Below are 25,610 nucleotides of genomic sequence, written 5' to 3' on the forward strand. Positions count from 1 at the left end.
GCGAAATCACCTGGAAAATTTCGGCCGCTAGAACGTTATCCATCAGCCGAGCCTCAGTCCCCCAGCTGATCTCGGTTTGGAGCGAGCAAATTCAAGGATACCTCCACCTTCCAAGGTTGCTCCGAAGACCCGGCGGATGCCCCCGCCGGGTCTTCGTCGTTTGGGACCGCTCACGCCGCCAATAGGGCGATTTGACCATTTGATATCGCGCGTTGCCGGTGCAATCTTCCGTCATGGGGCGGTGCTACAAGCCCCACGGCAATGACGGACGGTGCTGATGTTCGGTTTGGATGCGGTTGAGCTGGCGCGCGCGCAGTTCGCCTTCACGGTCACCTTCCACATCATCTTCCCCGCCTTCTCGATCGGGCTCGCGTCCTACCTCGCCGTGCTCGAGGCGCTGTGGCTGTGGACCGGCCGCGACGTCTATCTCAACGTCTTCAATTACTGGCTCAAGATCTTCGCCATCGCGTTTGCCATGGGCGTCGTCTCCGGCATCGTGATGTCCTACCAGTTCGGCACCAACTGGTCGGTCTATTCCGACAAGGTCGGACCGGTGATCGGCCCGCTGATGGCCTATGAAGTGCTGACGGCGTTCTTCCTCGAGGCCGGCTTTCTCGGCGTCATGCTGTTCGGCCTGAAGCGCGTCGGCCCGAAGCTGCATTTCCTGGCCACCTTGATGGTCGCGATCGGCACCCTGATCTCGGCATTCTGGATTCTCTCGGCCAATTCCTGGATGCAGACGCCGGCGGGCTATGCGGTCAACGCCGACGGCCAGTTCGTCTCGGTCGACTGGCTCGCAGTCATCTTCAATCCGTCGTTCCCCTACCGCCTCGTGCACATGGTGCTGGCGGCCTATCTCACCACCTCGCTCGTGGTCGGCGCGGTCGGCGCCTGGCATCTGCTGCGCAATCCGCATCTGCCGGGCCCGCGCGTGATGTTCTCGATGGCGATGTGGATGGCGGCGCTGGTGGCGCCGCTGCAGATCCTGGTCGGCGATCAGCACGGCCTCAACACGCTCGAACACCAGCCGGTGAAGATCATGGCCATGGAAGGCCATTTCGAGAGCCACAAGGACGGCGCGCCGCTGTACCTGTTCGGCTGGCCGGACCAGGCCAAGGGCGAACTGAAATGGGCGCTCGGCATTCCTAAGTTTGGCTCGCTGATCCTGAAACACCAGATCGACGCACCGATGGCCGGCCTCGACACCGTCCCGCGGCAGGACTGGCCGCCAGTGCCGATCACCTTCTGGTCGTTCCGCATCATGGTCGGCCTGGGCCTGCTGATGCTGGCGCTCGGCCTGTTCAGCCTGTGGGAGCGCTGGCGCGGGCGGCTGTACATCAATCGCGGCCTGCACCGCTTCGCGATTGCGATGGGACCTGCGGGATTCATGGCCGTCATGGCCGGCTGGATCACCACCGAGACCGGCCGGCAGCCGTTCACCGTATACGGGCTGCTGCGCACCACCGATTCCGTTTCGCCGCTCGCGGCCCCGGCCGTGGGTGCCTCGCTGCTCGCCTTCATCATCGTGTATTTCATCATCTTCGCTGCCGGCGTGCTGTACATCCTGCGCCTGATGGCCGAGCCGCCGCATCCCGGCGAGCCGGGCCCGAGCAGCGAGCAGCCGGTCCGCACCGCCGGCATCACGCCGGCCGCCGGCGTCGTGCAGGGAGTGGTCGGATCATGAGCGTCGCCATCGATCTCGCCACCCTCTGGGCCTTCATCATCGCGCTCGCCGTGTTCATCTACGTCGTGATGGACGGCTTCGATCTCGGCCTCGGCATCCTCTTCCCGCTGTTTCCAGGCAAGCAGGACCGCGACGTCATCACCAACACCGTGGCGCCGGTGTGGGACGGCAACGAGACCTGGCTGGTGCTCGGCGGCGGTGGCCTGATGGCCGCGTTCCCGCTGGCTTATGCGATCCTGATGCCGGCGCTGTATGCGCCGCTGATCGCGATGCTGGTCGGCCTGATCTTCCGCGGCGTCGCCTTCGAATTCCGCTGGCGCACCCGCGCCACACGCAATCTGTGGGACATCGCCTTTGCCGGCGGGTCATGGGTCGCGGCGCTCGCGCAGGGCATCGCGCTCGGCGCCATCCTGCAGGGCGTGCATGTCGAGGGCCGGCACTATGCCGGCGGCTGGTGGGACTGGCTGACGCCGTTCAGCCTCCTCACCGGCGTCTCGCTCGTGGTCGGCTACGCGCTGCTCGGCGCAACCTGGCTGATCCTGAAGACAGAGGGCGACCTGCGCGACAAGGCCTATCGCATCAGCTGGGTCCTGCTGTTCGCGATGCTGCTCGCCATCGCCGCCGTCAGTCTGTGGACGCCGCTGCTCACGATCCAATATTCGGACCGCTGGTTCAGGTGGCCGGCGATCATTCTCACCGCGCCGGTGCCGCTCGCCGTCGTCGGCGTCACCGTGCTGATGATGAAGAACCTCGCCCAGAGGCACGATAGCTGGCCGTTCTTTCTCGCACTCGCGCTGTTCTTCCTCTCCTACGCGGGCCTCGGCATCAGCATGTATCCCTACGTCGTGCCGCAGAGCATCACGATCTGGCAGGCGGCAGCACCCGAACGCAGCCAACTGATCATGCTGCCCGGCGTGCTGGTGCTGGTGCCGCTGATCCTCGGCTACACCGGCTGGGCCTATTGGGTGTTTCGCGGCAAGGTCGGGCACGACAGCGGCTATCACTGATGCGCGCTCCCGAGCCCGCGTCCCTCGCGAAGCGCCTCGCCTGGTTCGTTGCGCTCTGGCTCGCCGGCGTGGCGACCGTCGGCGCGGTGGCCTTCCTGCTGCGGCTCTGGATGAAGCTCGGATGACAACGGGTGCGCCCTGCGCTCACCTTGACTTTGCTGCGAATATGCTCCTGAAATTTGACGGGTGGATTTGATCGGGCAAGCTTCGCAGGGGTCCGTTGAGGAGAGCTTTGAATGCCGAGTTTCCGTCGCCTGCTTTGTGCGGCCAGCGCCATCATCGCGCTGGCGCTGTCCACATCGCATAGTTTTGCCCAGTCCGAGGACCCCGGCGATCAGCCCGGTCTCGTCGCCGATGACGGCTACGAGCTCGATCCCGAATGGCGCAAGCAGGTGGTCTATTTCCGCACCACCGAGCCGCCGGGCACCATCATCGTGTCCACCGCCGAACGCCACCTCTATCTGGTGCAGCCGGGCGGACGTGCCATCCGCTACGGCATCGGCGTCGGCCGTGACGGCTTCCAGTGGCAGGGGCTGCTGTCGATCACCAAGAAGGCCGAGTGGCCGGATTGGACGCCGCCGCCGGAGATGATCCAGCGCCAGCCCTATCTGCCGCGCTTCATGGCCGGCGGCCCCGGCAATCCCTTGGGCGCGCGCGCGATGTATCTGGGCACCACCGTGTACCGCATCCACGGCACCAACCAGCCCTGGACGATCGGCAGCAAGATTTCCTCCGGCTGCTTCCGGCTGGTGAATGCCGATGTCGCCGACCTGTTCGACCGCGTCCCGGTCGGCACCAAGGTCGTGGTGCGGCAGAAGCCGGAACTGTGACGCCGGCGCCCGCCGCCGGACATTCAGCCATCGCTTTGTCCTGACATTTTCTGAAAGAGATTCACCATGCGCACTTTCCGAGGCGGCCTGCTGATCGGGCTCGCCGTCGCCGTCCTCGTCGCGGCGCTCGCCGTCACCTATGAGATGTACGACACCCGCACCTTGAAGCGGACCATCCGCCGCGGCGAGGTGTTGTGCGGCGTCAATGCCGGCCTGCCCGGCTTCTCGATTCCCGACGACAAGGGCAATTGGAGCGGCTTCGACGTCGACTTCTGCCGCGCCGTGGCGGCCGCGATCTTCGATGATCCGAAGAAGGCGAAGTTCGTGCCGCTCGACGCCAACGAGCGCTTCAAGGAGCTGCAGAGCCGCAAGGTCGACATCCTGTCGCGCAACACCACCTGGTCGATGGCGCGCGAGCAGAACTACGACCTGTATTTCCCGGCGGTCGCCTATTACGACGGCCAGGGCTTCATGGTGCCGCGGTCGCGCAAGCTGGAGACGGCGCTCGACCTCAACGGCAGCAAGGTCTGCGTGCAGGATTCCACCACCAACGCGCTCAACCTCGGCGACTATTTCCGCACCAACAACATGAAGTACGAGGAGGTGAAGTTTCCCAAGCTCGACGACGTCATCAAGGCGTATGACAGTGGCAAGTGCGACACCTTCACCGCCGACGTCTCGCAGCTCTACGCGCTGCGTCTGACGCTGTCGAAGCCCGGCGATCACGACATCCTGCCCGACCTGATCTCCAAGGAGCCGCTCGCGCCCGTGGTGCGCCAGCGCGACGACGACTGGATGATGATCGTGAAGTGGACGCTGTACGCGATGATCAATGCCGAGGAACTCGGCGTCACCTCCAAGAACATCGACGAGGCGCTGAAGTCGAAGAAGCCGGACGTGATGCGGCTGGTCGGCAACGAGGGCAGCTACGGCCAGGACCTCGGCCTGACCAAGGACTGGGCCGCGCGCGTGATCCGTCACGTCGGCAATTACGGCGAGGTCTATGAGCGCAATGTCGGCAGCGAGTCGAAGCTGAAGATCCCGCGCGGCATGAACCAGCTGTGGAACGCGGGTGGTGTCCAGTACGCGCCGCCGATCAGGTAGAACGCCGGTCGGAATTGTCGGCTTCGCTTCGACTGGTCTCACGCCTCTCGCGACACGAACGGTGCACCCTCTCCCCTTGTGGGAAAGGGTCGTTTCGATGCGCAGCATCGAAACCGGGTGAGGGGTTGCCACGAACTCAGACCTGCATTTTCCGCACCAACCCCTCACCCAAGCAAGCTTGGAGTTGGCTTCTGTGTAGCCCTCCCCCACAAGGGGAGAGGGCGCATTCATATGCGCCGCGAGGGCTGATTTTCCGGTGCTTAGAGCAGAACAAACATCATCATCCCCGCGACGTCTTCCGCGCCCGAGCTTTGCCAAATTCTCCACCCTCCGAAAATCGAGGGCGCAGGGAAGGCCAGGTGCCGACTGGCACCTGCGGCCCGCCTGCGTAAAAAAATGCAGGCGGCAGAACCACAGGCTCAGCCGGGACAACCCGGCCTTCCCTGCGCGACGGTGTTAACGCTTATGGCGCGCTCTCCTCGGTGTCCGGCTTGTTAGCCACCGTCGCCGCCCGGGATCATCACCCGTCGACTTGACGCCAGCATCGGGGCGCCAGGACCACGCGCTTTCACGTCCGCATCGCCATCGTTCGTCGGCGCGATCACTCGCGCTGCGATCCGATGCGTCCATCGCGTCACTGGCCCACGTTTCGTAACGATCGCGAAGCGTCCCTCTTGCGGGCCGTGACGGCGGGGAATGTGCGGCTGATTTGCCCGACGAGACAACGCCCGTCGGGTTGCGACAAAATGGCCCGACGGGCACTGCGGATGCTCCCGCAAAGCAATTAGTCCCGCGGTTTCATGGCTCTCGCGCGATCTGCCCGGGAGGCTCGGGGAGCCGCTCACGAGTTCGTGAATTCATTCTCAAATCCAGCCAATCGCAGCGATCGTAACGAGCCTGACCAATCCGGTCGGGTGATGCGCCCCTGCACAACAGGGAGAACAAGGGGGACCGAAATCCCTTTGCGCATCAGCCAACTCATCAGTTCAGTTCACAGGGAAAAACTCGAATGACGCTGGGATTCCGTTCGTTCGTGGCCGGCGCGTTGATGCTGGGCGCGCTCTCCATGTCAGCAGTCGCGGCACGTGCCGCCGATATCGTCGACACCGCCGTCGGCGCCGGTCAGTTCAAGACGCTCGTCGCCGCCGCCAAGGCCGCAGGTGTCGTGCCGGTGCTGAAGAGCAAGGGTCCCTTCACCGTATTCGCACCGACCGACGCGGCGTTCGCCGCGCTGCCGCCGGGCACCGTCGAGGATCTGCTCAAGCCGAAGAACAAGGGCAAGCTCGCCGCGATCCTGAAGTATCACGTGATCCCCGGCGCGGTGAAGGCCGGCGACGTCGCCGGCAAGAAGCTGAGCGTGAAGACGGCGCAAGGCCAGCCGGTGGCCGTCGACGGCACCTTCTTCGGCGTGCAGGTCAACGACGCGCATGTGGTGCAGGCCGACGTCATGGCCTCGAACGGCGTCATCCACGTCATCGACAAGGTGCTGCTGCCACCGGCCAAGACCGCGATGCATCATTGATCGAACGAGAGCGCGCCATCGGTGATGGCGCGCTCTTTTTTTGCGAAATCTGCTGTTGTCGTCGATAGTTACTGTCGTACGCCGCGAAGGCGGGGTACGCAGTACGCTGCGGGCTTGTCGGTCAATCACAACTCGCTCGGCGTACTGGATCGTCCACCTTCGCGGACGATGACAGCTGAGCGCGTGGAGTCGGCGGGTGCCGACAAGCGGCCTTGCTTAGTACCCCCTGAGCTGAGCCAGCTGCGCTGCGTGATAGTTCGCATCGCCGAGCAGCTCCTCGCAGACCCGGGCGCGCTTCATGAAGAAGCCGATGTCGAACTGATCGGTCATGCCCATGCCGCCATGCATCTGCACGCCCTCCTGCACCGCGCGGGTCGCGGTCGCGCCCGCGCGGGCCTTGGCGACGGCCACGGCGGCCGTCGCGCCGGCGGAATCGGCGTCGAGCGTCTGCAGCGCCTTCAGCACCGCGGCGCGGGTGATCTCGATCTCGATATAGAGCTGCGCGGCACGGTGCTGCAGCGCCTGGAATTCGCCGATGGCCTTGCCGAACTGCTTGCGTTCCTTGAGATAGGCAACGGTGCGGCCGAACACCTCCTCGCTCAATCCCACCATCTCGGAGGCGACCGCGCCCCGGCCGAGATCGAGTACGGCGCTCAGCGTGGCAGCGCCACCATCGACCTCGCCGAGCACGTGATCCGCGGTGACCTCGACGTTGTCGAGCGTGACCCGCGCGGCGTTGTGCGCGTCGACCATGATGGTGCGTTCGATCGCCACGCCCTTGGCCTTGGGATCGACCAGGAACAGCGTGAGGCCATCGCGATCGCCGGGCGCGCCGGCGCTGCGGGCGACGACAAGCAAGAGATCGGCGACGTGGCCGTCGACCACCATCGCCTTGGCGCCGTTCAGTTTGAAGCCGTTGCCGGAGCGCACGGCCTGCAGGGCGGTGTGCAAAGGACGATGCTTGGCGCCTTCGTCGAGCGCCAGCGCGGCGAGCAGCGCGCCGCTGGCGATCTTCGGCAGATACTCGGACTTCTGCGCCGCCGAGCCGGCGCGGGCCAGCGCCGAGGCTGACAGCACCGACGTCGCCAGAAACGGCGACGGCATCAAGGTACGGCCGATCTCCTCCATCACGACGCCGGCCTCGACCGCGCCGAGGCCGGAGCCGCCGTGCTCTTCCGGCACGAGCAATCCGGCAAAGCCCATCTCGGCGAAGGTGGCCCAGAGCTGGCGCGAGAAGCCGGTCGCGTCGCGATCATCGCGCAGCTTGCGCAGGTGCGCGATCGGTGCGTGATCGCTGATGAGGCCGCGCGCGCTGTCGCGCAGCATGGATTGTTCTTCGGTGAGGAGGAGAGGCATGGGAGATCCCGTTGCAACGATGGCAATCAATTTTGGTCTTGTCATTCCGGGATGGCCCGAAGGGCCAGGCCCGGAATCCATACTCACGATCGTGGTTATGGATTCCGGGCTCGCCGCGTCGCGGCGCCCCGGAATGACGGCGTGGGTGCGAACTACGCCCCCGGCAGATCGAGGATGCGCTTGGCGACGATGCCGAGCATGACCTCGGAGGTGCCGCCTTCGATCGAGTTGGCCTTGGTGCGCAACCAGGCGCGGGGACGCGCGCCTTCGTGGGAGCGCTCGCTCTCCCATTCGAGCGCGTCGATGCCGCCGGCCGCCATCAGCAACTCGTGGCGGCGCTTGTTGAGCTCGGTGCCGTAGTACTTCATCGCCGACGAGAACGCCGGATGGCCCTGCCCCGCCTTGGCGAGATCGACCATGCGCTCGGCGGCGGCGGCAAGCGCGGCCTCGTCGACGTCGAACGTGGCGATGTCGGCACGTAAGAGCGCGTCGTCGAGCCGCCCCTGCGCATCGCTGCCGACGGAATCCGCCGCGACCTGGCCGAGCGGCCGGCTGCCGCCGCGCTCGCCCATGCCGGAAATCATCGCGCGCTCGTGCTGCAGCAGGTACTTCGCAACGTCCCAACCACGGTTGACGGTGCCCAGCACGTTCGCCTTGGGCACGCGGACATTGTCGAAGAAGGTCTCGCAGAATGGCGAGCGGCCCGAGATCAGGAGAATCGGCTTGGTCGACACGCCCTTCGACGTCATGTCGAACAGGATGAAGCTGATGCCGTCATGCTTCTTCGCCGCCGGATCGGTGCGCACCAGGCAGAAGATCCAGTCGGCGTAGTTGGCGTAGGAGGTCCAGATCTTCTGGCCGTTGATGATGTAGTCGTCGCCGTCGCTTTCCGCCCGCGTCTGCAAGGAGGCGAGATCGGAGCCGGCGTTCGGCTCGGAATAGCCCTGGCACCAGCGGATGAGACCGGCGGTGATCTTCGGCAGGTGCTCGCGCTTCTGGTCGTCCGTGCCGTATTTCAGCAGCGCCGGCCCGAGCATCGAGATGCCGAACGAGGTGATCGGCGCGCGCGCGCCGATCGCCGCCATCTCCTGGCGCACGATCTTGGCCTCCTCGCCGTCGAGACCGCCGCCGCCATATTCCCTGGGCCAGTGCGGCACGGTCCAGCCCTTGTCGCGCATGCGCTCGAACCAGACGCGCTGCGGCTCAGAGGAGAATTTTGCATTGCGGCCGCCCCAGAACGTGTCCTCCTCGGAGGTCATCGGCCGGCGCATCTCCGGCGGGCAATTGGCCTCCAGCCAGGCCCTGGTTTCGCGGCGGAATGTGTCGAGATCGGCCATGCCAAGTCCTCACGCGTTTCCATGATTGCTGTCTTTGGAACGACCTAACCTCAGCGCGTCAGGGAATTCAACATCGATGTCGCCGCGGGCGCCCTCGCCTTGCCAGGCGTTCTATGGTCATGATGCCGCCGCGTGAAATACGAGGAAACGAACATGCGTCTGAAACTTCTTTCGCCTGGCGAAATGAGCGCCGACCAGCGCCAGACCTATGACGAGTCGATCGCCAGCAAGCGCGGCTCGCCGCCGCCGCCGATGATGGCCTGGCTCAACAGCCCGGAGATGGCGCGGCACGCGACGCGGCTCGGCGCCTTCCTGCGCTACGACACGGTGTTTCCGGCAGCACTCTCGGAGATCGCGATCCTGGTGACGGCGCGGCATTGGACCGCGCATTACGAATGGTACGCGCATAAGCGTCTGGCGCTGGCCGGCGGGCTCGACATCAAGATCATCGAGGACATCCGCGACCGTCGCACGCCGGAATTCTCCGATCCCAAGGCACAGATGATCTACGACGTCGCCAAGTCGCTGCATGAGGGCCATGGACTGACGGATGCGCTCTACAAGGAGGCGATCGCGCTGCTCGGCGAACGCGGCTTGGTCGAGATCATCGGCCTGTGCGGCTACTACACGATGGTGTCGATGACGCTGAACGCGTTCGAGTTCGACCTGCCGGAGGGCGAGGTGTCGGAGTTGAAGTGAGAAGCGCGTGAGCTGCGATGCGCCGCTGTCGCCACGATGCCGGTGCACTCCCCTCCCCCTTGCGGGGAGGGGTCGGGGGTGGGGGTCTCCGGGCGCTGCGCGAAGTGAGGTGCGACCTTATCAATCTGCACTGCTATCGGCTCTCAAGGCTGGGCATCCACCGCTCGGCCGAGCGAGAGACTTTGATCCTTGTAATCTGAGAGAGCACGGTTCGTGGACCCCCACCCCCGCCCCCTCCCCGCAAGGGGGAGGGGAGCGCACCGTGGGTGCGGCGCGACCTCGTTACTACTACGCCCGTTTTAGTCAGCCCGCCGCTGCCTCGCGCCGCTTCGACGACCACACCAGTGCAAGCACGCACAATCCCAGCAGCACCGGCGGGAACACCACGAGGTTCACCGCCGACCAGCCGAAATTGGCGAGCAGTTGGCCCGAGGAGAACGAGCCCAGCGCCATCAGGCCGAAGATCAGGAAATCGTTGAACGCCTGCACCTTGTTGCGCTCGGCGGATGTATGTGTCTCCAGCACCAGCGCGGAGGCGCCGACGAAGCCGAAATTCCAGCCGACGCCGAGCATGACCAGGGTGGCCCAGAAGTGCATCGCGGTCAGGCCGGACAGGCCGATGACGGCCGCGACCGCTTCAAGCCCCAGACCCACCGCGACGATGGCAGGCGCACCAAAGCGCGCGATCAGCCATCCCGTGAAGAAGCTCGGGCCGTACATCGCGACGATGTGCCATTGCAGGCCGAAATTGGAATCCGACACCGTGAGCCCGCACATCTGCATCGCCAAAGGTGCCGAGGTCATCACCAGGTTCATCACCGGATAGGCGATGGTGCCGCACAGGGCAGCTGCGATGAAGCGCGGCTGGCGCACGATCTCGGACAGCGGCCGGCCGCCATGGAGATCGGCAGCTTCAGGCTTCGGCAGATCGACGCCGGCGACGATCCCCATCGCGACCAGCGCGACCGCCGCCTGGACCAGATAGCTGAACGCGAACAGATAGGGTTGCCAGACGTCCATGGTCCATTGCACGAGCTGTGGACCGAGCAGACCGGCGAAGATGCCGCCCGCCATCACCCACGACACCGCCTTGGGCCGGAACGTCGCGCTGGCGCCATCGGCCGCCGCGAAGCGATAGGATTGCGCGACGGCGCCATAGACGCCGCCGAGGAACGTCGCCAGGCAGAACAGTGCGAACGAGCCGCGCAAGATGGCGAGGCAGCCGAGCACGCCGGTGACGGCGCCGCAGCCGGTACCGATCAGGAAGGCCGCCCGGCGGCCATAGCGGCGCGAGATCGCGCCGGTCGGCAAGGTGCCGGCGGCGAGGCCAACGACGTACATCGAGATCGGCACCGTCGCGAGCCCGATGTTCGGGGCAATGGTGACACCGACGATCGCGCCGGTGGCGAAGATCACGGCCGAGTTGGCGCCGGTCAGCGCCTGGGCGGCCGCGAGCCGCGCCACGTTACGGCGAGCGCGGGCATCATCGGAGGTGTCTTCGCTCACGGTCAGATCGATCATCTCAGGTATCCGGAGGCGTGGCGCGCACGCTCCCGCCTTGCTGGTTCAGCCGCACTATTGCGGGAAGCGCGCGCCCGAGGCAACGGGCGCGAACGGAGACAAGCCATGCGGCAGCGAACGCGCCACCGAGCGTGATTCGACACTCCCGATGGGCCCGGCTAATCAAGCTGGCGGTATTCTCGCGTCAACGGCGCCCGCGGAGCTTGAGCCATGTCAATCGACGATCGTCCGACCATCGCGGCGCCCGATGACGATCCGTATCTGTGGCTCGAGGAGATCGACGGCGAGCGCGCACTCGCCTTCGTCGCGGCGCAGAACCAGCGCACGCTCGCCGCGTTCGGCGATGCGGCCTTCGAACGCGACCGCGACACGCTGGCCGCCATCCTGGATCGGCCGGACAACATCCCGTTCGTCAGCCGCCGCGGCGGGCTGCTGTACAATCAATGGAAGGACGCGGCGCATCCGCGCGGCTTGTGGCGGCGCACGACGATCGCGGAGTTCCGCAAGGCGCAACCGCAATGGGAGGACCTGCTCGACATCGACCGACTCGCGGCCGACGAAGGCGAGGACTGGGCGCTGAACGGGGTCTCGAGCCTGCCGCCGGCGCATGAGCGCGCCATCCTGAGCCTGTCGCGGGGCGGCAGCGACGCCGTGGTGCTGCGCGAGTTCGACCTCGCGACGAAGCGCTTCGTGACGGGCGGCTTCACGCTCTCGGAGGCCAAGGGCGGCGCCGCCTGGCTCGATGCCGACACCCTGCTGCTGGCGAGCGCGTTCGGCGCGGGCATGGCGACGCCGTCGGGCTACGCGCGGACGGTGCGGCGCTGGCGGCGCGGCCAGCCGGTCGAGCAGGCGGAGGTGATCTTCGCCGCCGAAGGCAGCCAGTCGACATGGGTGCATGTCGGTGTCGATCGCAGCGTCGCGCCGGCGCGGGTGTGGTTTGCCGAGGGCATCGACTTCTTCAACCAATATCTATGGCTCGGTGACGGCGGCGGGGCGCGGACCAGGCTCGACCTGCCGACCGACTGCTGGATGTCAGCGCATGGCGACTGGATGGCTATCAAGCTGCGCCAGCCCTGGACCGTCGGCGAGGTCACCCATCCCGCAGATGTGGTACTCGGTCTCCGGCTCTCGGCATTCCTTGCCGGGCGCCGCGATTTCACCCGCGTGTTCGAGCCCGCGCCGCGACGCGCGCTGCAGGGCCTGTCCTGGGCCGGCGACCGGCTGGTGCTGTCGATCCTCGACGAGCTCAGGGCAAGGTTCGAGGTGTGGACGCCGTCACCGGGGGAGTGGCGCTGCGAGCGGCTTCCCGGCCTGCCGGAGATCGCGACGGTGGACGTCTGGCGTCTCGACACCGACGAGGCCGAAAGCAACGGCGACCTGCTCGCCAACATCCAGGATCCGCTGACGCCGCCGTCGCTGCTACTGATCGAGGGCTTGGCCGCGCCGATCGTGCTGAAGCAGGCGCCTCGCACCTTCAGCGCCGAGGGGCACGTCGTCACGCGACACGAGGCGATCTCGGTGGATGGCGAGCGTATTCCCTACACCCAGACCGGGCCGGCCGAGCTCACAGGCGACGCGCCGGTGCACATGAGCGCCTATGGCGGCTTCGGTCACACGCTCCGTCCGGCCTACAATGCGGCGCTGGGCAAGCTGTGGCTCGAGCGTGGCGGCACGCTCGTGGAGGCCAACATCCGCGGCGGCGGCGAGTTCGGCACCGCCTGGCACGACGCCGGCCGCTATGCGGGCAAGCGGCTCGCGCATGATGATTTCGCCGCGGTCGCCGCCGACCTCGTCCGCCGCGGCGTGACGGTGCCGAAGCGCATCGCGGCGCAAGGCGGCTCCAATGGCGGCATCCTGATCACCAACATGCTGGTGCGCTACCCCGAGCGCTTCGGCGCCTTGTTCTGCACCATCCCGCTGATCGACATGCGCCGCTACACCAAGCTGCTCGCCGGCGCGAGCTGGATCGCCGAATATGGCGATCCCGACAGCGACCAGGATTGGAGCTGGTTGTCGACCTACTCGGCCTATCACACCGCAACGCCCGGCCAGCCCTATCCGCCGATCCTGATCGCGACCACGCGGCGCGACGACCGCGTCCATCCCGGCCACGCCCGCAAGATGACCGCCAAGCTGCAGGCCATGGGCTACGACGCCTGGTTCTACGAACCCGCCGCCGGCGGCCATGGCTATGGCACCGACAACCGCGAGCGCGCCAGCTTCATCACGCTGGGCACGCGGTTTCTGGCGCGGCATGTGGGGTTGGCGATGGATTGAGCAGTACTCTCTACCGTCATTGCGAGGAGCCGAAGGCGACGAAGCAATCCAGGGCCAAGACGGAAGTCTGGATTGCTTCGCTTCGCTCGCAATGACGGAGAGGCTCGTCAGGCGAGCCGCGCGAACACCAGGATCATGTTGTTGGCGGGCATTTCCATCGTCTCGCGCAAGGCGAGCCCGTGGCGCGCGGCGAGCGCCTCGAGGTCGGTGATGTCGCGCACGCCCCAGTCCGGATTGCGCTCGCGCAGCGACGTATCGAACACGGCATTGCTGACCGCCGTGTGCTTGCCGTCGCGCTTGAACGGGCCGTAGAGCACCAGTGCGCCGTCCGCCGACAGCGCCTGCCCGGCGCCGGCGAACAATCCCTCCGCCACCGACCACGGCGCGATGTGAATCACGTTGGCGCAGAAGATCGCGGCGAGCTGCGACGGCCCGCCCGCGGCGCGGAACGCCGCCGGCCAGCCGGGATCTGACAGGTCGATGCGCTGGGCATCACGGATGTTGGACAACCCGGCATGGCTGCGCCAAGCCGCAATGCTGGCGAGGTGGTTGGCGTTGAGATCGCTCGGCCACCACGTCAGGTCCGGGCGCTGCGAGGCGAAATGCACGACGTGCTGGCCGGTGCCGCTGCCGGCCTCCAGCACGTCGCCGGTCTTGCCCGCCAGCAGCCGTTCCAGCACCGCCCAGATCGGCTGGTGGTTGCGGTGGAACGCGGCCGCGTCCAGCCGTCCGTCCGGTTCCACCGGCCGACCGTCCCGGCCGAACTCCACGACATATTCCGCCATGACCATTCTCCCGGCCGCCCCATGGACGGCCCTCGTTAACCGCGTTGCGGCGGCCACCATAGCTGCATTGTCAGCCGATGGTCTTTATGCTTTGCAGCGCCTATATTGCCGAGATCACCGAGACGTCGGAACTCCACCTTGATCACACCTGTCCTGCGTACCGCCCTGGCGATGGGGCTCTCGCTCGCCATGTCCATGGCCGCTCACGCCCAGTCCGGTGCCGTCGACGGCCAGAAGCTCGCCTTCGACCGCGGCAAGGGCAACTGCCTGACCTGCCACGAGATCAAGGGCGGCGACCTGCCGGGCTCGATCGGCCCGAAGCTGGAGAACCTCAAGGCGAGATACGACCGCGCCGAGCTGATCGCGATTCTCAACGACGAGACCAGGCGCAATCCGCTGACGGTGATGCCGCCGTTCGGCCGCAACCGCATCCTGACCGAGCAGGAAATCAGCGCCATCGTCGACTTCCTGCAGACCCTCTGATTCCGTTTGGAGACCGCCATGACTGCCTCGTTCGGCCCGTTGGCCCACCGCCGCCTGTTCCTGAAGGGCGCCGGCCTCGTCGCGCTGATCGGCCTCGGCAACGCCGTGCTGCACGCGACCCCCGTGTTTGCCGCGACCAATGACAACAAATATCCGGAAGACGCCTTCAAGCAGAAGAATGCGGGCGACGCGGTCAAGGCGCTGTACGGCCGTGACCACGAAGCGTCCGACAAGATCAAGCTCGACGCGCCGGAGATCGCCGAGAACGGCGGCGTGGTGCCGATCGCGGTGACGACGTCGCTGCCGAACGTCACCTCGATCGCCTTCATCGTCAGCGAGAATCCGTTCGCGCTGGCGGCGTCGTACCACATCCCCGAGGGCACCGTGCCCGCGGTGGCGAACCGGCTCAAGATGGCCAAGACCTCCAACGTGATCGCGCTCGTCGAATCCGGCGGCAAGCTCTACAGCGCGACCAAGGAGGTCAAGGTCACCGTCGGCGGCTGCGGCGGCTAAGATCAGGAGATCATCATGGCATCGAGCATCCGCGTCCGCGCCGTCCTGAATGGCGACGTCGCCGAGGTCCAGACACTGATTCAGCACCCGATGGATACGGGCCTGGTCAAGGACGCCAAGGGCGAAGTGATCCCGGCGCACTACATCCAGCAGGTCACCTTCGTGCACAAGGACAAGACGGTGTTCCTGGCCGATTGGGGCACCGCGGTGTCGAAGGACCCCTATGTCAAGTTCGCCTTCAAGGGCGCGGCCAAGGGCGACGAGCTCAAGGTGAGCTGGGTCGACAGCAAGGGCGCGACCGACAGCCTGACGGCGACGATCCAATGAGGGCGCCGCGCCTCGCGCTGACCGTGGCGGCCGCGCTCGCTCTCGGCGCCTCCGGCGTCGCGGCCGCGGACAAGCCGAACCCGGCCGCCGACGCCAAGGCGTTCCAGGATTATTTCGTCAAGAAGTTTCCGAAGGTGGCGTTCGACGATTTCGTCAACGGGCCGTATTCGATGAACGCCGACATGCGCAAGCAATGGGAGGAGAAGGAGCAGTTTCCGCCCTACGAGTTCGCGCTCGATGCCGGCAAGGAGATGTTCGCCAAGCCGTTCAAGAACGGCAAGACCTATGCCGACTGCTTCCCGAACGGCGGCATCGGCATCCGCCAGAACTATCCCTATTTCGACGACAAGGAAGGCAAGGTCATCACCCTCGAGCTGGCGCTGAACCGCTGCCGCGAGGCCAATGGCGAGCAGCCCTACTCCTACGTCAAGGACGAGATGGCATCGCTGACCGCCTACATGGCGTACACGTCGCGCGGCAAGCGCTTCGACATCAAGATCCCCGACGACCCGCGTGCGCTCGAGGCCTTCGAAAAGGGCAAGGAGTATTTCTACACCCGCCGCGGCCAGTTGAACTTCTCCTGCGCGAGCTGCCACGTGCAGAGCCCGGGGGAGCGGATCCGCGCCGAGATCCTGGCGCCGGCGCTCGGCATCCTCAACGCGATGCCGATCTACCGCTCGGAATGGAGCGGCATGGGCACGATCAGCCGGCGCTTCGTCACCTGCAACAGCCAGACGCGCGCCGTGCCGCTGGAGCCGCAATCGGACGAATACCGCAACCTCGAATATTACCTGTCCTACGTGTCGAACGGCCTGCCGGTTTCAGGTCCGGGAGCGCGACCATGAAAAATGTCACGGCAGCAAGCGTCATGAAAAAGATCCTGTTCGCCATGATGGTGTCGGCGGTCGGCGCCGGCTCCGCGCGGGCCGCGTCGGAGGCCGACTATCTCTCGGCGGTCGCGGCGGCCGAGAGCGCCAACAAGGAAGCCGGACGTCTGCGCAACCAATGGACCGTGACCCAGGCCGCACTCACCGCTGCGAAGAAGGCAGCGGATTCCGGCAATTTCGATTCTGCGCTGAAGTCGGCGCAGGAGGCCGAGGCGCTCGCCAAGGCCTCGATCGTCCAGGCCACCAGCGAGAAGCAGCGCTGGAAGGACATGGAGATCCGCTAGAGCATGATCCGGAGAAGTGGCAACCGGTTTTCCCTCGCGATGAACGCCGAAGGCGTTTGTGCGGAGATCATGCTCAAACAAAGGGATGGATCATGATGCGATTCCGTGGAATCGCATCATGATCTAGGACGCGAGCCATGATTCGGCGCCGGGACTTTCTGAAGGCATCAGTTGTCGCCACGCTCGCCGCGCCGGCGTTGCTGCGCAGCGCCTGCGCCGCCGACACCGTCAGCCTCTACGACATCGAAAAATTCGGCAACGCGCGCATCCTGCACATCACGGACACGCACGCGCAGTTGCGGCCGCTGTTGTTCCGCGAGCCCAGCGTCAATCTCGGCATCGGCGAGATGTGGGGACGGCCGCCGCATCTGGTCGAGCGCGCCTTCCTCGACCGCTACGGCATCCGGCCCGACAGCGCCGAAGCCTATGCGTTCACCTCGTTCGAGTTCGAGAAGTACGCCGTCCGCTTCGGCCGGATGGGTGGATTCGCGCATCTGAAGACCCTGGTCGACAAGCTGCGCGCCGATGCCGGCGACCATCGCTCGGTGCTGCTCGATGGCGGCGACCTCTGGCAGGGCACCGGGCTCGCCAATGCGATGCGCGGCGCCGACATGGTGAGCGCCGCCAACCTGCTCGGCATCGACGCCATGACCGGGCATTGGGAGTTCACCTATGGCGAGGAGGCGCTGCGCACCAACCTCGCCCGCTTCAAGGGCGAATTCCTGGCGCAGAACGTGTTCCTGACGGAGGAGGCGGCGTTCAACGACGCCAAGGCATTCGATCCCGGCTCCGGCCGCGTGTTCAAGCCGGCCACCATCAAGGAGATCGGCGGCGCCCGCATTGCCGTGATCGGCCAGGCCTTTCCCTACGTGCCGATCGCGCATCCGCGCCGCTTCACGTCGGACTGGACGTTCGGCATCCGCGAGGAGGAACTGCAGAAGCTGGTCGATGGCCTCCGCGGCGCCGACAAGGTCGATGCCGTGATCCTGCTGTCGCATAACGGCATGGATGTCGACCTCAAGCTGGCGAGCCGCGTCACCGGCATCGACGTCATCCTGGGCGGCCATACCCATGACGCGGTTCCGCAGCCGGTCGCGGTCAGCAATTCCAAGGGCGCAACGCTCGTCACCAATGCCGGCTCCAACGGCAAATTCCTCGCCGTGCTCGATCTCGACGTCGGCAAGGGCCGCGTCGCCGATGCGCGCTACCGGCTGCTGCCCGTCTACTCGGAGCTGCTGAAGCCGGACCCGGCGATGCAGGCGCTGATCGATCAGACGCAGCAGCCGCAGGTCGCGGCCTGGAGCGAGAAGCTCGCGACGTCCGACCGGCTGCTTTACCGGCGCGGCAATTTCGAAGGCGCGACCGACGACCTGATCTGCGCGGCGCTGCGCCGCGAGCTCGATGCCGAGATCGCGCTGTCGCCGGGATTCCGCTGGGGCCCGACCTTGCTCGCGAACCAATCCATCCTGCTCGAGGACGTGCTGGCGCAGACCGCCATCACCTATCCCGAGACCTATGTGCAGCGGATGTCCGGCGCAGAGATCAAGGACGTGCTCGAGGACGTCTGCGACAACCTGTTCAACGCCGACCCCTATCTGCAGCAGGGCGGCGACATGGTGCGAACCGGAGGGCTATCCTACCGCTGCGCGCCCGCCGAGCCGATCGGCCGCCGCATCTCCGATCTCACGCTCGACGATGGCCGGCCGCTGGACGCCCGCAAGAGCTACAAGGTCGCCGGCTGGGCCTCGATGAACGCGCAGGACGGCAAGCCGGTGTGGGACGTGGTGGCCAACCACCTGCGCAACGGCCAACTGGTGCTGGTCGGAACGAACAAGGTCACGCTCTCGGGTGTCGACGGCAATCCCGGATTTGCATCGCAGTCGTGACAGCGGATTGCGCGATGCAATCCGACCTACCGAGCGTTCGCCGCATTGGTGACATCGGGCCGGTCGTGCTAATGCCACGATGATCCAGATCGGAAGGAGGCGCTGATGATCTTCCGCCAATTGTTCGACAGCGTCTCCGGCACCTACAGCTACATCCTCGCCAGCCGCAGCGGCGGCGAGGCCGTCATCATCGATCCGGTGCTGGAGAAGGTCGAGCGCTACTGCCAGCTTTTGCGCGAGCTCGATTTGCGCCTGGTGAAGGCCGTCGACACCCACCTGCATGCGGATCACGTCACCGGCCTCGGCGCTTTGCGCGACCGAACCCATTGCGTCACCATCATGGGCGAGCAGACCAAGGCCGACGTGGTGGCGATGCGCGTCAGCGAGGGCGACCGGATCGCCATCGAGGGCATCAGCCTGGACGTGATGTACACGCCCGGGCACACCGACGATTCCTATAGTTTCTCGCTGGGCGACCGCGTCTTCACCGGCGACACGCTGCTGATCCGAGGGACCGGCCGCACCGATTTCCAGAACGGTGATGCGCGGCAGCAGTACGACTCCATCTTCAACAAGCTGCTGCGGCTGCCCGACGACACGCTGGTCTATCCCGCACACGACTACAAGGGCGACACCGTCTCCACGATCGGCGAGGAGCGCCGCTACAATCCGCGCCTGCAGGTCAAGTCGGTCGACGACTACGTCGCGCTGATGGCGAATCTGAAGTTGCCGAACCCGAAGATGATGGATGTCGCGGTGCCCGCCAACATGCGCGTCGGGCTGCATCAGGAGGAGTTGGCGAAGCGGGGCCTGTCGCTGTCGGCACGCGAGGCGATCGAGTGCCTGGGACGCCCCGACGTGCTGCTGGTCGATTTGCGCGAGGCCGCGGAGCGCGCCAAGCATGGCACGCTGTCCGGCGCACTGCACGCGCCCTATCCTGCGATCGAGGACAATCTCAAGCCGGGCGGCATGCTGCGCGAGGTCGCCGCCGCCACCGGCCGCCGCATTGTGTTCTTCTGCGCCTATGGCGAGCGCTCGGCGATGGCCGTGCAGACGGCACAGGCGGCGGGGCTGGCGAATACGGCGCATATTGAAGGCGGGTTGGACGCGTGGAAAAAGGCCGGCGGGCCGGTGGTGCCGTAGGAGATAACGCTCTCCCACCTTTCGGCAGCCCTTGACGGCGCCCTCACACTCCGCTGTCGTCCGGGGCAAGCCCGCGGACGCGAAGCGTCGGCGGACGCCGACCCGGGACCGATACCGCGTGATCTGTCTTGAGGCAGGCTTCACGTTGAACCTGCATTGCAACAAACATCCGCCGCTGGTTATGGATCCGCGTGTGCGGGGATGACACCGAGGTTGACGATGCGGAGCGGCTCCCTCAGCGCGGATGCATGCAAAGCCGACACCCTTGCCGTGTTTCCTCTACCCCAGCCCGCAAACGCCGGTCGCGGCGCGCAGGTGCCATGCGCGGGCGTTCATGGACAATGAACCGCATTCCGATAGTGTGGTGTTGTGTCGCGCGCGGCCCCTGATTTCGGGAGCATCGGCGGTTTGCCGGCAACGCGCCCTCCTTTCCATCGCTGACGCCGGGGGCCAACGGATCGACCATGGCTGACGTTCTCGCCGCACCGCAACATGCTCCGGTCCGGACCGCCTCGCCGCTGTGCACATTGGCGCTGATCTCGCTGGCGCACTGGGTCAGCCATCTGCACATGCTGGTGCTGCCGATGCTGTTTCCCTACCTGAAGGAGAAGCTCGGCGTCGGCTACATCGAGCTCGGCTTTCCGCTCACCGTGTTCGCGGTCGTCTCGGCCCTGACCCAGGCGCCCGTGGGCTATCTGGTCGACCGCGCCGGTGCCCGCCGCATCCTGCTGATCGGCCTGACGCTCGGTGGCCTGTCGCTGGCGATGCTCGGCGTCTACCTGAGCTATGCCAGCCTTGTCGTCTCGGCGGTGCTGCTCGGCCTCGCCAACGCGGTCTACCATCCTTCCGACTACGCGCTGCTGGCCGCACACATGGACGAGAAGCGCATGGGCCGCGCGTTCGGTGTGCATACCTTCGCCGGCTATCTCGGCGGCGCCGTCGCGCCCGCCGTGATGGCGGCGCTGGTCACCACCGTCGGCGGCTCCGGCGCGCTGATCGCGGCCGGCCTGGTCGGACCGCTCGCCGCGCTGCTGCTGCTCGTCGGCAACGTGCCCGAGGTGCATCCGCATCACGCCAGCGCCGACGGCAGCAAGGTGAAACAGCCCAGCCTGCTGACGCCGATGCTGATGCTGCTGACCGTGTTCTTCATGCTGCTCAGCCTGTCCAACGCCGGCATCGCCAGCTTCGGCGTTGTCGCGCTCATGAACGGCTACGGCATCTCGTTCTCGACCGCCAATATCGCGCTGACCGCATTCCTCGGCGCCAGCGCCGTCGGCGTGCTCGCCGGCGGCCAGCTCGCCGACCGCATCCGCCATCACAACCTGGTCGCGGCCGTCGCCTATGCGATCAACGCCGTGCTGGTGCTGATGATCACTTTCATCTACCTGCCGACCGTGCTGCTCACGGCGATCATGCTGGTCGCGGGCTTCATGAGCGGCGTGATCGCGCCGTCGCGCGACATGCTGGTGCGCAACGCCGCCCCTCCGGGTGCCGCCGGCCGCGCCTTCGGCATCGTGTCGACCGGCTTCAACTTCGCCGGCGTGGTCAGCCCGCTGCTGTTCGGCTGGATCATGGACATGAACGCGCCGCGCTGGGTGTTCGGCGCCTCCGTCGTGTTCATGCTGCTGACGATCGTGCTCGCGTTCTTCACCGAGCCGAAGAAGGCCAAGGCGTAGCTGTTAGTCGCAACTATCAAGCTTATCGTCAAAGCGCCCGGACACAGGAGATGAGCGCAGTCCCCATGACTGCGGCGGCGGCTTCTCTCGCAACGCTGCCCCCACTTCCGGCGTGTTGACATCACCGTTCCCTGGCCGATGATGCGGCCAACAACAACACCCGGGGAAGACACGCCATGACGCAGCCAGATCTCCTGATCCGCGGCGGAACCGTTGCCGATGGCTCGGGCGGCGAACTCTACGAAGCTGATGTGGCGATTGCGGACGGCCGCATCGTCGAGGTCGGCAAGGTCAACGCATCCGGCCGCGAGGAGATCGACGCACGCGGCAAACTCGTGACACCAGGCTTCGTCGACGTCCACACCCATTACGACGGCCAGGTGACCTGGAGCCATGACATCTCGCCGTCGTCGCAGAACGGCGTCACCACCGCGATCATGGGCAATTGCGGCGTCGGCTTCGCGCCGTGCCGGCCGGCCGATCATCAGCGCCTGATCCAGTTGATGGAGGGCGTCGAGGACATCCCCGAACCGGTGCTCGAAGCCGGCATTCCCTGGGAATGGGAGAGCTTTCCGGATTACATGGAGTGGCTCGGCAAGCGTGAATTCGATCTCGACATCGGCGCGCAGCTGCCGCATGCAGCGCTGCGCGTCTATGTCATGGGCGAGCGCGGCGCGCGCCGCGATCCGGCCACCGCCGACGACAACCGCGCCATGGCGGCGCTGGCACGCGATGCGGTCAAGGCCGGCGCGCTCGGCTTCTCGACCTCGCGCACGCTCAACCATCGGACATCGACCGGTGACTACACGCCGACGCTCAAGGCGGGCGAGGACGAGTTGACGACGATCGCGCAGGCCATGCACGGCGCCGGCCGCAGCGTGCTGCAATTCGTGCTCGACATCTCCACCATCCACGAAGACCTGCCGATGATGCTGCGCATCGCCGACACGACGAAATGCCCGATCTCGTTCTCGGTGACGCAGAACGACCGCGCGCCGCAACGCTGGCGGCAGACGCTGGCCGAAATCAACGCCGCCGCCGCGCGCGGCCTGTCGGTGACGGCGCAGATCGCGGCGCGCCCGGTTGGGCTGCTGCTTGGGCTGGAGTTGTCGCGCAACCCGCTGCAGACGCATCCGAGCTACCAGGCGATCGCGCATCTGCCGCTGGATGAGCGCGTCGCGCGGATGCGCGATCCGGAGCTGCGCGCGGCCATCCTGGGCGAGCAGGCCAGCGCGACCGACGACCCGCTGTTCTTCAAGCCGAACTACGACAAGATGTATCTGCTCGGCGATCCGCCGGACTATGAGCAGCCGCCGGAGCGGTCACTCGGCGCCCAGGCCCGCGCGCGCGGCTGTCGTCCCGAGGAACTGGCCTATGACGCGATGCTCACGGACAGCGGCCGCGGCATGCTCTACGTGCCGTTCCTCAACTATTCCGACGGCAATCTCGATGCCACCTACGAGATGCTGCGCGACCCGCGCAGCGTGCCCGGCCTCAGCGACGGCGGCGCGCATTGCGGCATCATCTGCGATGCCAGCTTCCCGACCTATCTGCTGACGCACTGGACCCGCGACCGCAAGCGTGGCGACAGACTGTCGATTCCCTTCGTCGTCGCCGCGCAGTCGCGCAAGACCGCGCTCTCGGTCGGCCTCGACGATCGCGGCCTGCTCGCACCGGGCTACAAGGCGGACGTCAACGTGATCGACTACGGACGGCTGCACCTGCATCCGCCCAAGGTACATTACGACCTGCCGGTCGGAGGGCGCAGGCTGATGCAGGAGGTCGACGGCTATGATGCGACGATCGTGTCGGGCGTGGTGACGCGCCGCCACGGCGAGGCCACCGGCGCACGCCCGGGACGGCTGGTCAGGGGGGCGCGCCAGCTGAGCTGAGACGTCAACTGGCCGCGGCGACCGTCTCGGCAAGCCTTGCAAGCTCGGCTTGCGCGGCGGGATGCTCGTTGAACCAGGGTGGCAACGAGCGCAGCGCGATCTCGAGTGCCCTGCCGGCCTCGTCTTTGCGGCCGTGCAGGAGATGCCACTCACCGATGTAGAAATAGGCTTCAGCCTGTTCTGGAGCCGTTGCCGCCGCGTTCAACAGCTGCTGCGCCGTCGAACGCTCCATGAGAAGATCGAACACAGGCCAGGGCCACTGCCCCGCCGCCCAGTACGCCGCGAAAGAAGCGAGATCTGGCCTGGCGCGCCCCGGCAACCGAGCCAGCGACAGGTAACGAAACAGGGCCGCATAGGGCTCGAACTCGAGCGCGAGCGATCGTTCCATGTCAGCTGCCGCGGCTTCGAACCTGCCGCGGCAGAACTGAATATAGCCACGTCCCCGATGCATGACCGGGTCTTTGGGCGCGAGGCCGACTGCTGTCGTGCTCTGGGCGATCGCGCGATCCAGATCGCCCTTCACATGATGAAGGTACGCGAGCTCGCCATGAGCCGCCGCGAGCCTGGGCTCGAGCGCGAGAGCACGCGTCTGATCGTCAATGGCGCCGTCGAAGTCGCCGAGGAATTTGCGTGACACGCCGCGGGCGCCGTAGGTCTGCGCGTTGGGCTTGAGCTTGAGCGCGAGACCAAAATCCTCGATCGAGCTGGCGTAGCTGCCCATGCCCTGGAGCGCCACGCCGCAATTGTGGTAAGCGTAATGGTTGCGCGGGTTGAGCTGGACCACCTTGCTGAAGTGGAAGATGGCGCCCGAGAAGTCCTCGATCGTCAGGCATCGCACGCCGCGCCAGTACTGCAGCATATGAGAGAACAGGCGCATCATGCGGGACCTCACGCGGGTGAATGCGAGGCCGCCTCCTGATGACCCCGGGCGGGGGTTGTATCACGCAAATTCCGGCGCCACACCCTGCTGCGCCTGCAGGCGGGCACGCTCGCTGTTGGGCCAGAGCAGCGCCAGACCCAGCAGGCCGGAGATCACCATGATGACAGCATTGATGGTGAAGCCGGACATGTAGCCTTCGAGCAGGCTGCCAGAGGCCTGGATCATCTTGCCCATCACGAGGGGCGCAACGATGCCGGCGAGCGTATAGAGCGCGCCGTAGATCGCCATGGCGGCGCCGCGCTGCGTGACCGGGGTGAACTCGCCGATCATCGGCGGGCAGACGACGTAGATCGAGCCGCACAATCCCGATCCGACCACGAGCAGTGCGATCTTTGCCGAAGCGGCGTCGACATGCGGCATCATCGCCATCAGCCCGCCGCCGATCACGAGCGGCGTCGCGCCGACCACGCCACGGGCCATGCGCGTGGAGACGCCACGCGCCATCAGCGTCTGCGACACAAAGCCCGTGGTCAGCACCACGCACGCGCCGAAGATCCAGGGCAGGATCGAGATGAAGCCGGCCTGCTGCTGCGAGAAGCCGAGGCCTTTCACCAGGAACGGCGTGAACCAGGTCAGCCCGAGCGACAGCGCCCAATAGGCGCCGAAGGTCGCGGCGACGCAGCCGACGAAGGTCCGCGACGTCAGCAGTTGCAGATAGGGAACGCGCCGCTCGCGCAAGCCGGCGAGCTCGACCTCCGCCAGCGGCCCTTCCTTGCCCAGCCACAGCCACGCCACGCTCCACATCAGCCCGACCACGCCGAGTGCGCCGAAGGCATAGTGCCAGCCGTGATTCACGATGATCCAGTTCAGCGCGGGCACGGCGAGGATGACGCCGAAGGCGGATCCCTGTGACAGGATCGCGGTCGGCATCGCCCGCTTCTCATCGGGGAACCATTTGTAGACCGCGTGAACGGCGACGGACGCCGCGGGACCTTCGCCGGCGCCGAGAATGATGCGGCAGATCAGCAGCGTGGTGAAGCCGACGGTGCCCACCATCGGGAATTGCGCGAGCGCCCAGATCAGCGCCAGCACCAGCAGCACCCAGCGCGTCGGCACCTTGTTGACGACGAAGCCGACGACGATCGCCGAGATCGAGAACAGGAAGAAGAAGGATGATCCAAGCAGGCCGAACTGCTCGGCGTTCAGATTGAGCTCGGTCATGATCGGCACGCCGGCGAGCCCGACCACGATCTTGTCGGCGAAGTTCACCAGCATGAACAGGAACAGCAGGAAGGTGATCTTCCAGGCGCCTTTCGGCGTCGCGCTTGCGCGGGATGTGCCCTTCAGCGTCGTTGGCGCGGCCATGGTCCTTCCCCATTCTGTCATGATCCGCCCCTGTCGTCCGGGCGTTTTGACGATGCTACCCACGAAGCGGCTTCGCAGGCAACCGGCTGGCGCGCTAAGTTATTGCTGCAACGCGGGAATCCGCCCTCTTGGGCTGCATCGCGATACCCTCG

At 66.2% G+C, this 25,610-nt stretch carries 23 protein-coding genes; 17 read left to right on the forward strand and 6 right to left on the reverse strand.

The features are described from left to right. Positions 1–277: 277 nt before the first annotated feature. The 6 genes from QX041_RS13655 to QX041_RS13680 all read left to right on the forward strand — a co-directional run bounded on the left by QX041_RS13655 (position 278) and on the right by QX041_RS13680 (position 6,147). Positions 278–1,684: a cytochrome ubiquinol oxidase subunit I gene (locus tag QX041_RS13655; protein ID WP_316165622.1), complete on the forward strand. Its 1,407-nt coding sequence runs from the start codon at positions 278–280 to the stop codon at positions 1,682–1,684. Further along, entirely contained in the window at positions 1,681–2,691 is a 1,011-nt protein-coding gene (gene cydB, locus QX041_RS13660) for a cytochrome d ubiquinol oxidase subunit II (protein ID WP_315717097.1), read from the forward strand. Before QX041_RS13655 ends, cydB begins: the two co-directional genes overlap by 4 nt. Next, the gene (locus QX041_RS13665) at positions 2,691–2,816 is read left to right on the forward strand and encodes a DUF2474 family protein (RefSeq protein WP_315717096.1); all 126 of its coding nucleotides are present in this window, start codon (positions 2,691–2,693) and stop codon (positions 2,814–2,816) included. Before cydB ends, QX041_RS13665 begins: the two co-directional genes overlap by 1 nt. Before the next feature lie 111 nt (positions 2,817–2,927). Continuing rightward, complete coding sequence (locus tag QX041_RS13670; protein ID WP_315717095.1) at positions 2,928–3,521, forward strand: L,D-transpeptidase; 594 nt, start codon at positions 2,928–2,930, stop codon at positions 3,519–3,521. 66 nt (positions 3,522–3,587) lie between these two features. Continuing rightward, a complete protein-coding gene (locus QX041_RS13675; protein ID WP_315767758.1) occupies positions 3,588–4,625 on the forward strand; it encodes an amino acid ABC transporter substrate-binding protein in 1,038 nt (345 codons plus the stop codon). A 1,066-nt stretch (positions 4,626–5,691) separates the two neighbouring features. Next, the gene (locus QX041_RS13680) at positions 5,692–6,147 is read left to right on the forward strand and encodes a fasciclin domain-containing protein (RefSeq protein WP_316165816.1); all 456 of its coding nucleotides are present in this window, start codon (positions 5,692–5,694) and stop codon (positions 6,145–6,147) included. A gap of 216 nt (positions 6,148–6,363) precedes the next feature. Here the strand turns inward: QX041_RS13680 and QX041_RS13685 are convergent, their stop codons facing one another. Then, positions 6,364–7,503, reverse strand: coding sequence for an acyl-CoA dehydrogenase family protein (locus QX041_RS13685; RefSeq protein ID WP_316165625.1), 1,140 nt, complete (start codon positions 7,501–7,503; stop codon positions 6,364–6,366). A 152-nt stretch (positions 7,504–7,655) separates the two neighbouring features. Beyond that, entirely contained in the window at positions 7,656–8,840 is a 1,185-nt protein-coding gene (locus tag QX041_RS13690; protein WP_315717091.1) for an acyl-CoA dehydrogenase family protein, read from the reverse strand. A 153-nt stretch (positions 8,841–8,993) separates the two neighbouring features. Between QX041_RS13690 and QX041_RS13695 the strand changes: the two genes are divergently transcribed. Further along, on the forward strand, positions 8,994–9,539 hold the full coding sequence (locus QX041_RS13695; protein ID WP_316165627.1) for a carboxymuconolactone decarboxylase family protein: 546 nt from the start codon (positions 8,994–8,996) through the stop codon (positions 9,537–9,539). A gap of 303 nt (positions 9,540–9,842) precedes the next feature. Here the strand turns inward: QX041_RS13695 and QX041_RS13700 are convergent, their stop codons facing one another. Then, positions 9,843–11,060 (reverse strand): MFS transporter, encoded by a 1,218-nt coding sequence (locus tag QX041_RS13700; RefSeq protein WP_316165628.1) that lies wholly within the window; start codon positions 11,058–11,060, stop codon positions 9,843–9,845. A gap of 210 nt (positions 11,061–11,270) precedes the next feature. Here QX041_RS13700 and QX041_RS13705 point away from each other — a divergent pair, with 210 nt between their 5' ends. Further along, positions 11,271–13,337, forward strand: coding sequence for a prolyl oligopeptidase family serine peptidase (locus QX041_RS13705; RefSeq protein ID WP_316165629.1), 2,067 nt, complete (start codon positions 11,271–11,273; stop codon positions 13,335–13,337). 107 nt (positions 13,338–13,444) lie between these two features. Here the strand turns inward: QX041_RS13705 and QX041_RS13710 are convergent, their stop codons facing one another. Next, positions 13,445–14,122: a DUF938 domain-containing protein gene (locus QX041_RS13710; RefSeq protein ID WP_316165630.1), complete on the reverse strand. Its 678-nt coding sequence runs from the start codon at positions 14,120–14,122 to the stop codon at positions 13,445–13,447. A gap of 189 nt (positions 14,123–14,311) precedes the next feature. On the opposite strand from QX041_RS13710, the gene soxX reads away from it, so the two are divergent. The 9 genes from soxX to QX041_RS13755 all read left to right on the forward strand — a co-directional run bounded on the left by soxX (position 14,312) and on the right by QX041_RS13755 (position 23,213). Then, on the forward strand, positions 14,312–14,605 hold the full coding sequence (gene soxX, locus QX041_RS13715; RefSeq protein ID WP_315717170.1) for a sulfur oxidation c-type cytochrome SoxX: 294 nt from the start codon (positions 14,312–14,314) through the stop codon (positions 14,603–14,605). 18 nt (positions 14,606–14,623) lie between these two features. Further along, positions 14,624–15,118, forward strand: coding sequence for a thiosulfate oxidation carrier protein SoxY (soxY, locus tag QX041_RS13720; RefSeq protein WP_315717085.1), 495 nt, complete (start codon positions 14,624–14,626; stop codon positions 15,116–15,118). A gap of 15 nt (positions 15,119–15,133) precedes the next feature. Further along, the gene (gene soxZ / locus QX041_RS13725) at positions 15,134–15,445 is read left to right on the forward strand and encodes a thiosulfate oxidation carrier complex protein SoxZ (protein WP_315827933.1); all 312 of its coding nucleotides are present in this window, start codon (positions 15,134–15,136) and stop codon (positions 15,443–15,445) included. Further along, complete coding sequence (soxA, locus tag QX041_RS13730; protein ID WP_316165632.1) at positions 15,442–16,290, forward strand: sulfur oxidation c-type cytochrome SoxA; 849 nt, start codon at positions 15,442–15,444, stop codon at positions 16,288–16,290. Before soxZ ends, soxA begins: the two co-directional genes overlap by 4 nt. A gap of 23 nt (positions 16,291–16,313) precedes the next feature. After that, positions 16,314–16,616, forward strand: coding sequence for a hypothetical protein (locus QX041_RS13735; RefSeq protein WP_316165817.1), 303 nt, complete (start codon positions 16,314–16,316; stop codon positions 16,614–16,616). A 137-nt stretch (positions 16,617–16,753) separates the two neighbouring features. Further along, positions 16,754–18,502, forward strand: a complete 1,749-nt coding sequence (soxB, locus tag QX041_RS13740; protein WP_316165634.1) for a thiosulfohydrolase SoxB — start codon at positions 16,754–16,756, stop codon at positions 18,500–18,502. Positions 18,503–18,607: 105 nt separating this feature from the next. Beyond that, entirely contained in the window at positions 18,608–19,645 is a 1,038-nt protein-coding gene (locus QX041_RS13745; protein WP_315827930.1) for an MBL fold metallo-hydrolase, read from the forward strand. A gap of 464 nt (positions 19,646–20,109) precedes the next feature. Beyond that, positions 20,110–21,321, forward strand: coding sequence for an MFS transporter (locus QX041_RS13750; protein WP_316165636.1), 1,212 nt, complete (start codon positions 20,110–20,112; stop codon positions 21,319–21,321). Positions 21,322–21,497: 176 nt separating this feature from the next. Then, positions 21,498–23,213: an N-acyl-D-amino-acid deacylase family protein gene (locus tag QX041_RS13755; RefSeq protein ID WP_316165637.1), complete on the forward strand. Its 1,716-nt coding sequence runs from the start codon at positions 21,498–21,500 to the stop codon at positions 23,211–23,213. A 4-nt stretch (positions 23,214–23,217) separates the two neighbouring features. On the opposite strand, the gene QX041_RS13760 is transcribed toward QX041_RS13755, so the two are convergent. Both QX041_RS13760 and QX041_RS13765 read right to left on the reverse strand, forming a co-directional pair. Continuing rightward, positions 23,218–24,093, reverse strand: coding sequence for a tetratricopeptide repeat protein (locus QX041_RS13760; protein ID WP_316165639.1), 876 nt, complete (start codon positions 24,091–24,093; stop codon positions 23,218–23,220). Positions 24,094–24,153: 60 nt separating this feature from the next. Continuing rightward, on the reverse strand, positions 24,154–25,458 hold the full coding sequence (locus QX041_RS13765; protein WP_315717076.1) for an MFS transporter: 1,305 nt from the start codon (positions 25,456–25,458) through the stop codon (positions 24,154–24,156). Between the last annotated feature and the right edge of the window lie 152 nt (positions 25,459–25,610).

Source organism: Bradyrhizobium sp. SZCCHNRI2009 (assembly GCF_032485115.1).
In the GTDB taxonomy this organism is placed as follows: Bacteria; Pseudomonadota; Alphaproteobacteria; order Rhizobiales; family Xanthobacteraceae; genus Bradyrhizobium.

What these genes read in the sequence shown, in the direction of transcription:
- QX041_RS13655 (WP_316165622.1), top strand. Translation starts at nt 278, where the DNA reads ATGTTCGGTTTGGATGCGGTTGAGCTGGCGCGCGCGCAGTTCGCCTTC.
- cydB (WP_315717097.1), top strand. Translation starts at nt 1,681, where the DNA reads ATGAGCGTCGCCATCGATCTCGCCACCCTCTGGGCCTTCATCATCGCG.
- QX041_RS13665 (WP_315717096.1), top strand. Translation starts at nt 2,691, where the DNA reads ATGCGCGCTCCCGAGCCCGCGTCCCTCGCGAAGCGCCTCGCCTGGTTC.
- QX041_RS13670 (WP_315717095.1), top strand. Translation starts at nt 2,928, where the DNA reads ATGCCGAGTTTCCGTCGCCTGCTTTGTGCGGCCAGCGCCATCATCGCG.
- QX041_RS13675 (WP_315767758.1), top strand. Translation starts at nt 3,588, where the DNA reads ATGCGCACTTTCCGAGGCGGCCTGCTGATCGGGCTCGCCGTCGCCGTC.
- QX041_RS13680 (WP_316165816.1), top strand. Translation starts at nt 5,692, where the DNA reads ATGTCAGCAGTCGCGGCACGTGCCGCCGATATCGTCGACACCGCCGTC.
- QX041_RS13685 (WP_316165625.1), bottom strand. Translation starts at nt 7,503, where the DNA reads ATGCCTCTCCTCCTCACCGAAGAACAATCCATGCTGCGCGACAGCGCG.
- QX041_RS13690 (WP_315717091.1), bottom strand. Translation starts at nt 8,840, where the DNA reads ATGGCCGATCTCGACACATTCCGCCGCGAAACCAGGGCCTGGCTGGAG.
- QX041_RS13695 (WP_316165627.1), top strand. Translation starts at nt 8,994, where the DNA reads ATGCGTCTGAAACTTCTTTCGCCTGGCGAAATGAGCGCCGACCAGCGC.
- QX041_RS13700 (WP_316165628.1), bottom strand. Translation starts at nt 11,060, where the DNA reads ATGATCGATCTGACCGTGAGCGAAGACACCTCCGATGATGCCCGCGCT.
- QX041_RS13705 (WP_316165629.1), top strand. Translation starts at nt 11,271, where the DNA reads ATGTCAATCGACGATCGTCCGACCATCGCGGCGCCCGATGACGATCCG.
- QX041_RS13710 (WP_316165630.1), bottom strand. Translation starts at nt 14,122, where the DNA reads ATGGCGGAATATGTCGTGGAGTTCGGCCGGGACGGTCGGCCGGTGGAA.
- soxX (WP_315717170.1), top strand. Translation starts at nt 14,312, where the DNA reads ATGTCCATGGCCGCTCACGCCCAGTCCGGTGCCGTCGACGGCCAGAAG.
- soxY (WP_315717085.1), top strand. Translation starts at nt 14,624, where the DNA reads ATGACTGCCTCGTTCGGCCCGTTGGCCCACCGCCGCCTGTTCCTGAAG.
- soxZ (WP_315827933.1), top strand. Translation starts at nt 15,134, where the DNA reads ATGGCATCGAGCATCCGCGTCCGCGCCGTCCTGAATGGCGACGTCGCC.
- soxA (WP_316165632.1), top strand. Translation starts at nt 15,442, where the DNA reads ATGAGGGCGCCGCGCCTCGCGCTGACCGTGGCGGCCGCGCTCGCTCTC.
- QX041_RS13735 (WP_316165817.1), top strand. Translation starts at nt 16,314, where the DNA reads ATGAAAAAGATCCTGTTCGCCATGATGGTGTCGGCGGTCGGCGCCGGC.
- soxB (WP_316165634.1), top strand. Translation starts at nt 16,754, where the DNA reads ATGATTCGGCGCCGGGACTTTCTGAAGGCATCAGTTGTCGCCACGCTC.
- QX041_RS13745 (WP_315827930.1), top strand. Translation starts at nt 18,608, where the DNA reads ATGATCTTCCGCCAATTGTTCGACAGCGTCTCCGGCACCTACAGCTAC.
- QX041_RS13750 (WP_316165636.1), top strand. Translation starts at nt 20,110, where the DNA reads ATGGCTGACGTTCTCGCCGCACCGCAACATGCTCCGGTCCGGACCGCC.
- QX041_RS13755 (WP_316165637.1), top strand. Translation starts at nt 21,498, where the DNA reads ATGACGCAGCCAGATCTCCTGATCCGCGGCGGAACCGTTGCCGATGGC.
- QX041_RS13760 (WP_316165639.1), bottom strand. Translation starts at nt 24,093, where the DNA reads ATGATGCGCCTGTTCTCTCATATGCTGCAGTACTGGCGCGGCGTGCGA.
- QX041_RS13765 (WP_315717076.1), bottom strand. Translation starts at nt 25,458, where the DNA reads ATGGCCGCGCCAACGACGCTGAAGGGCACATCCCGCGCAAGCGCGACG.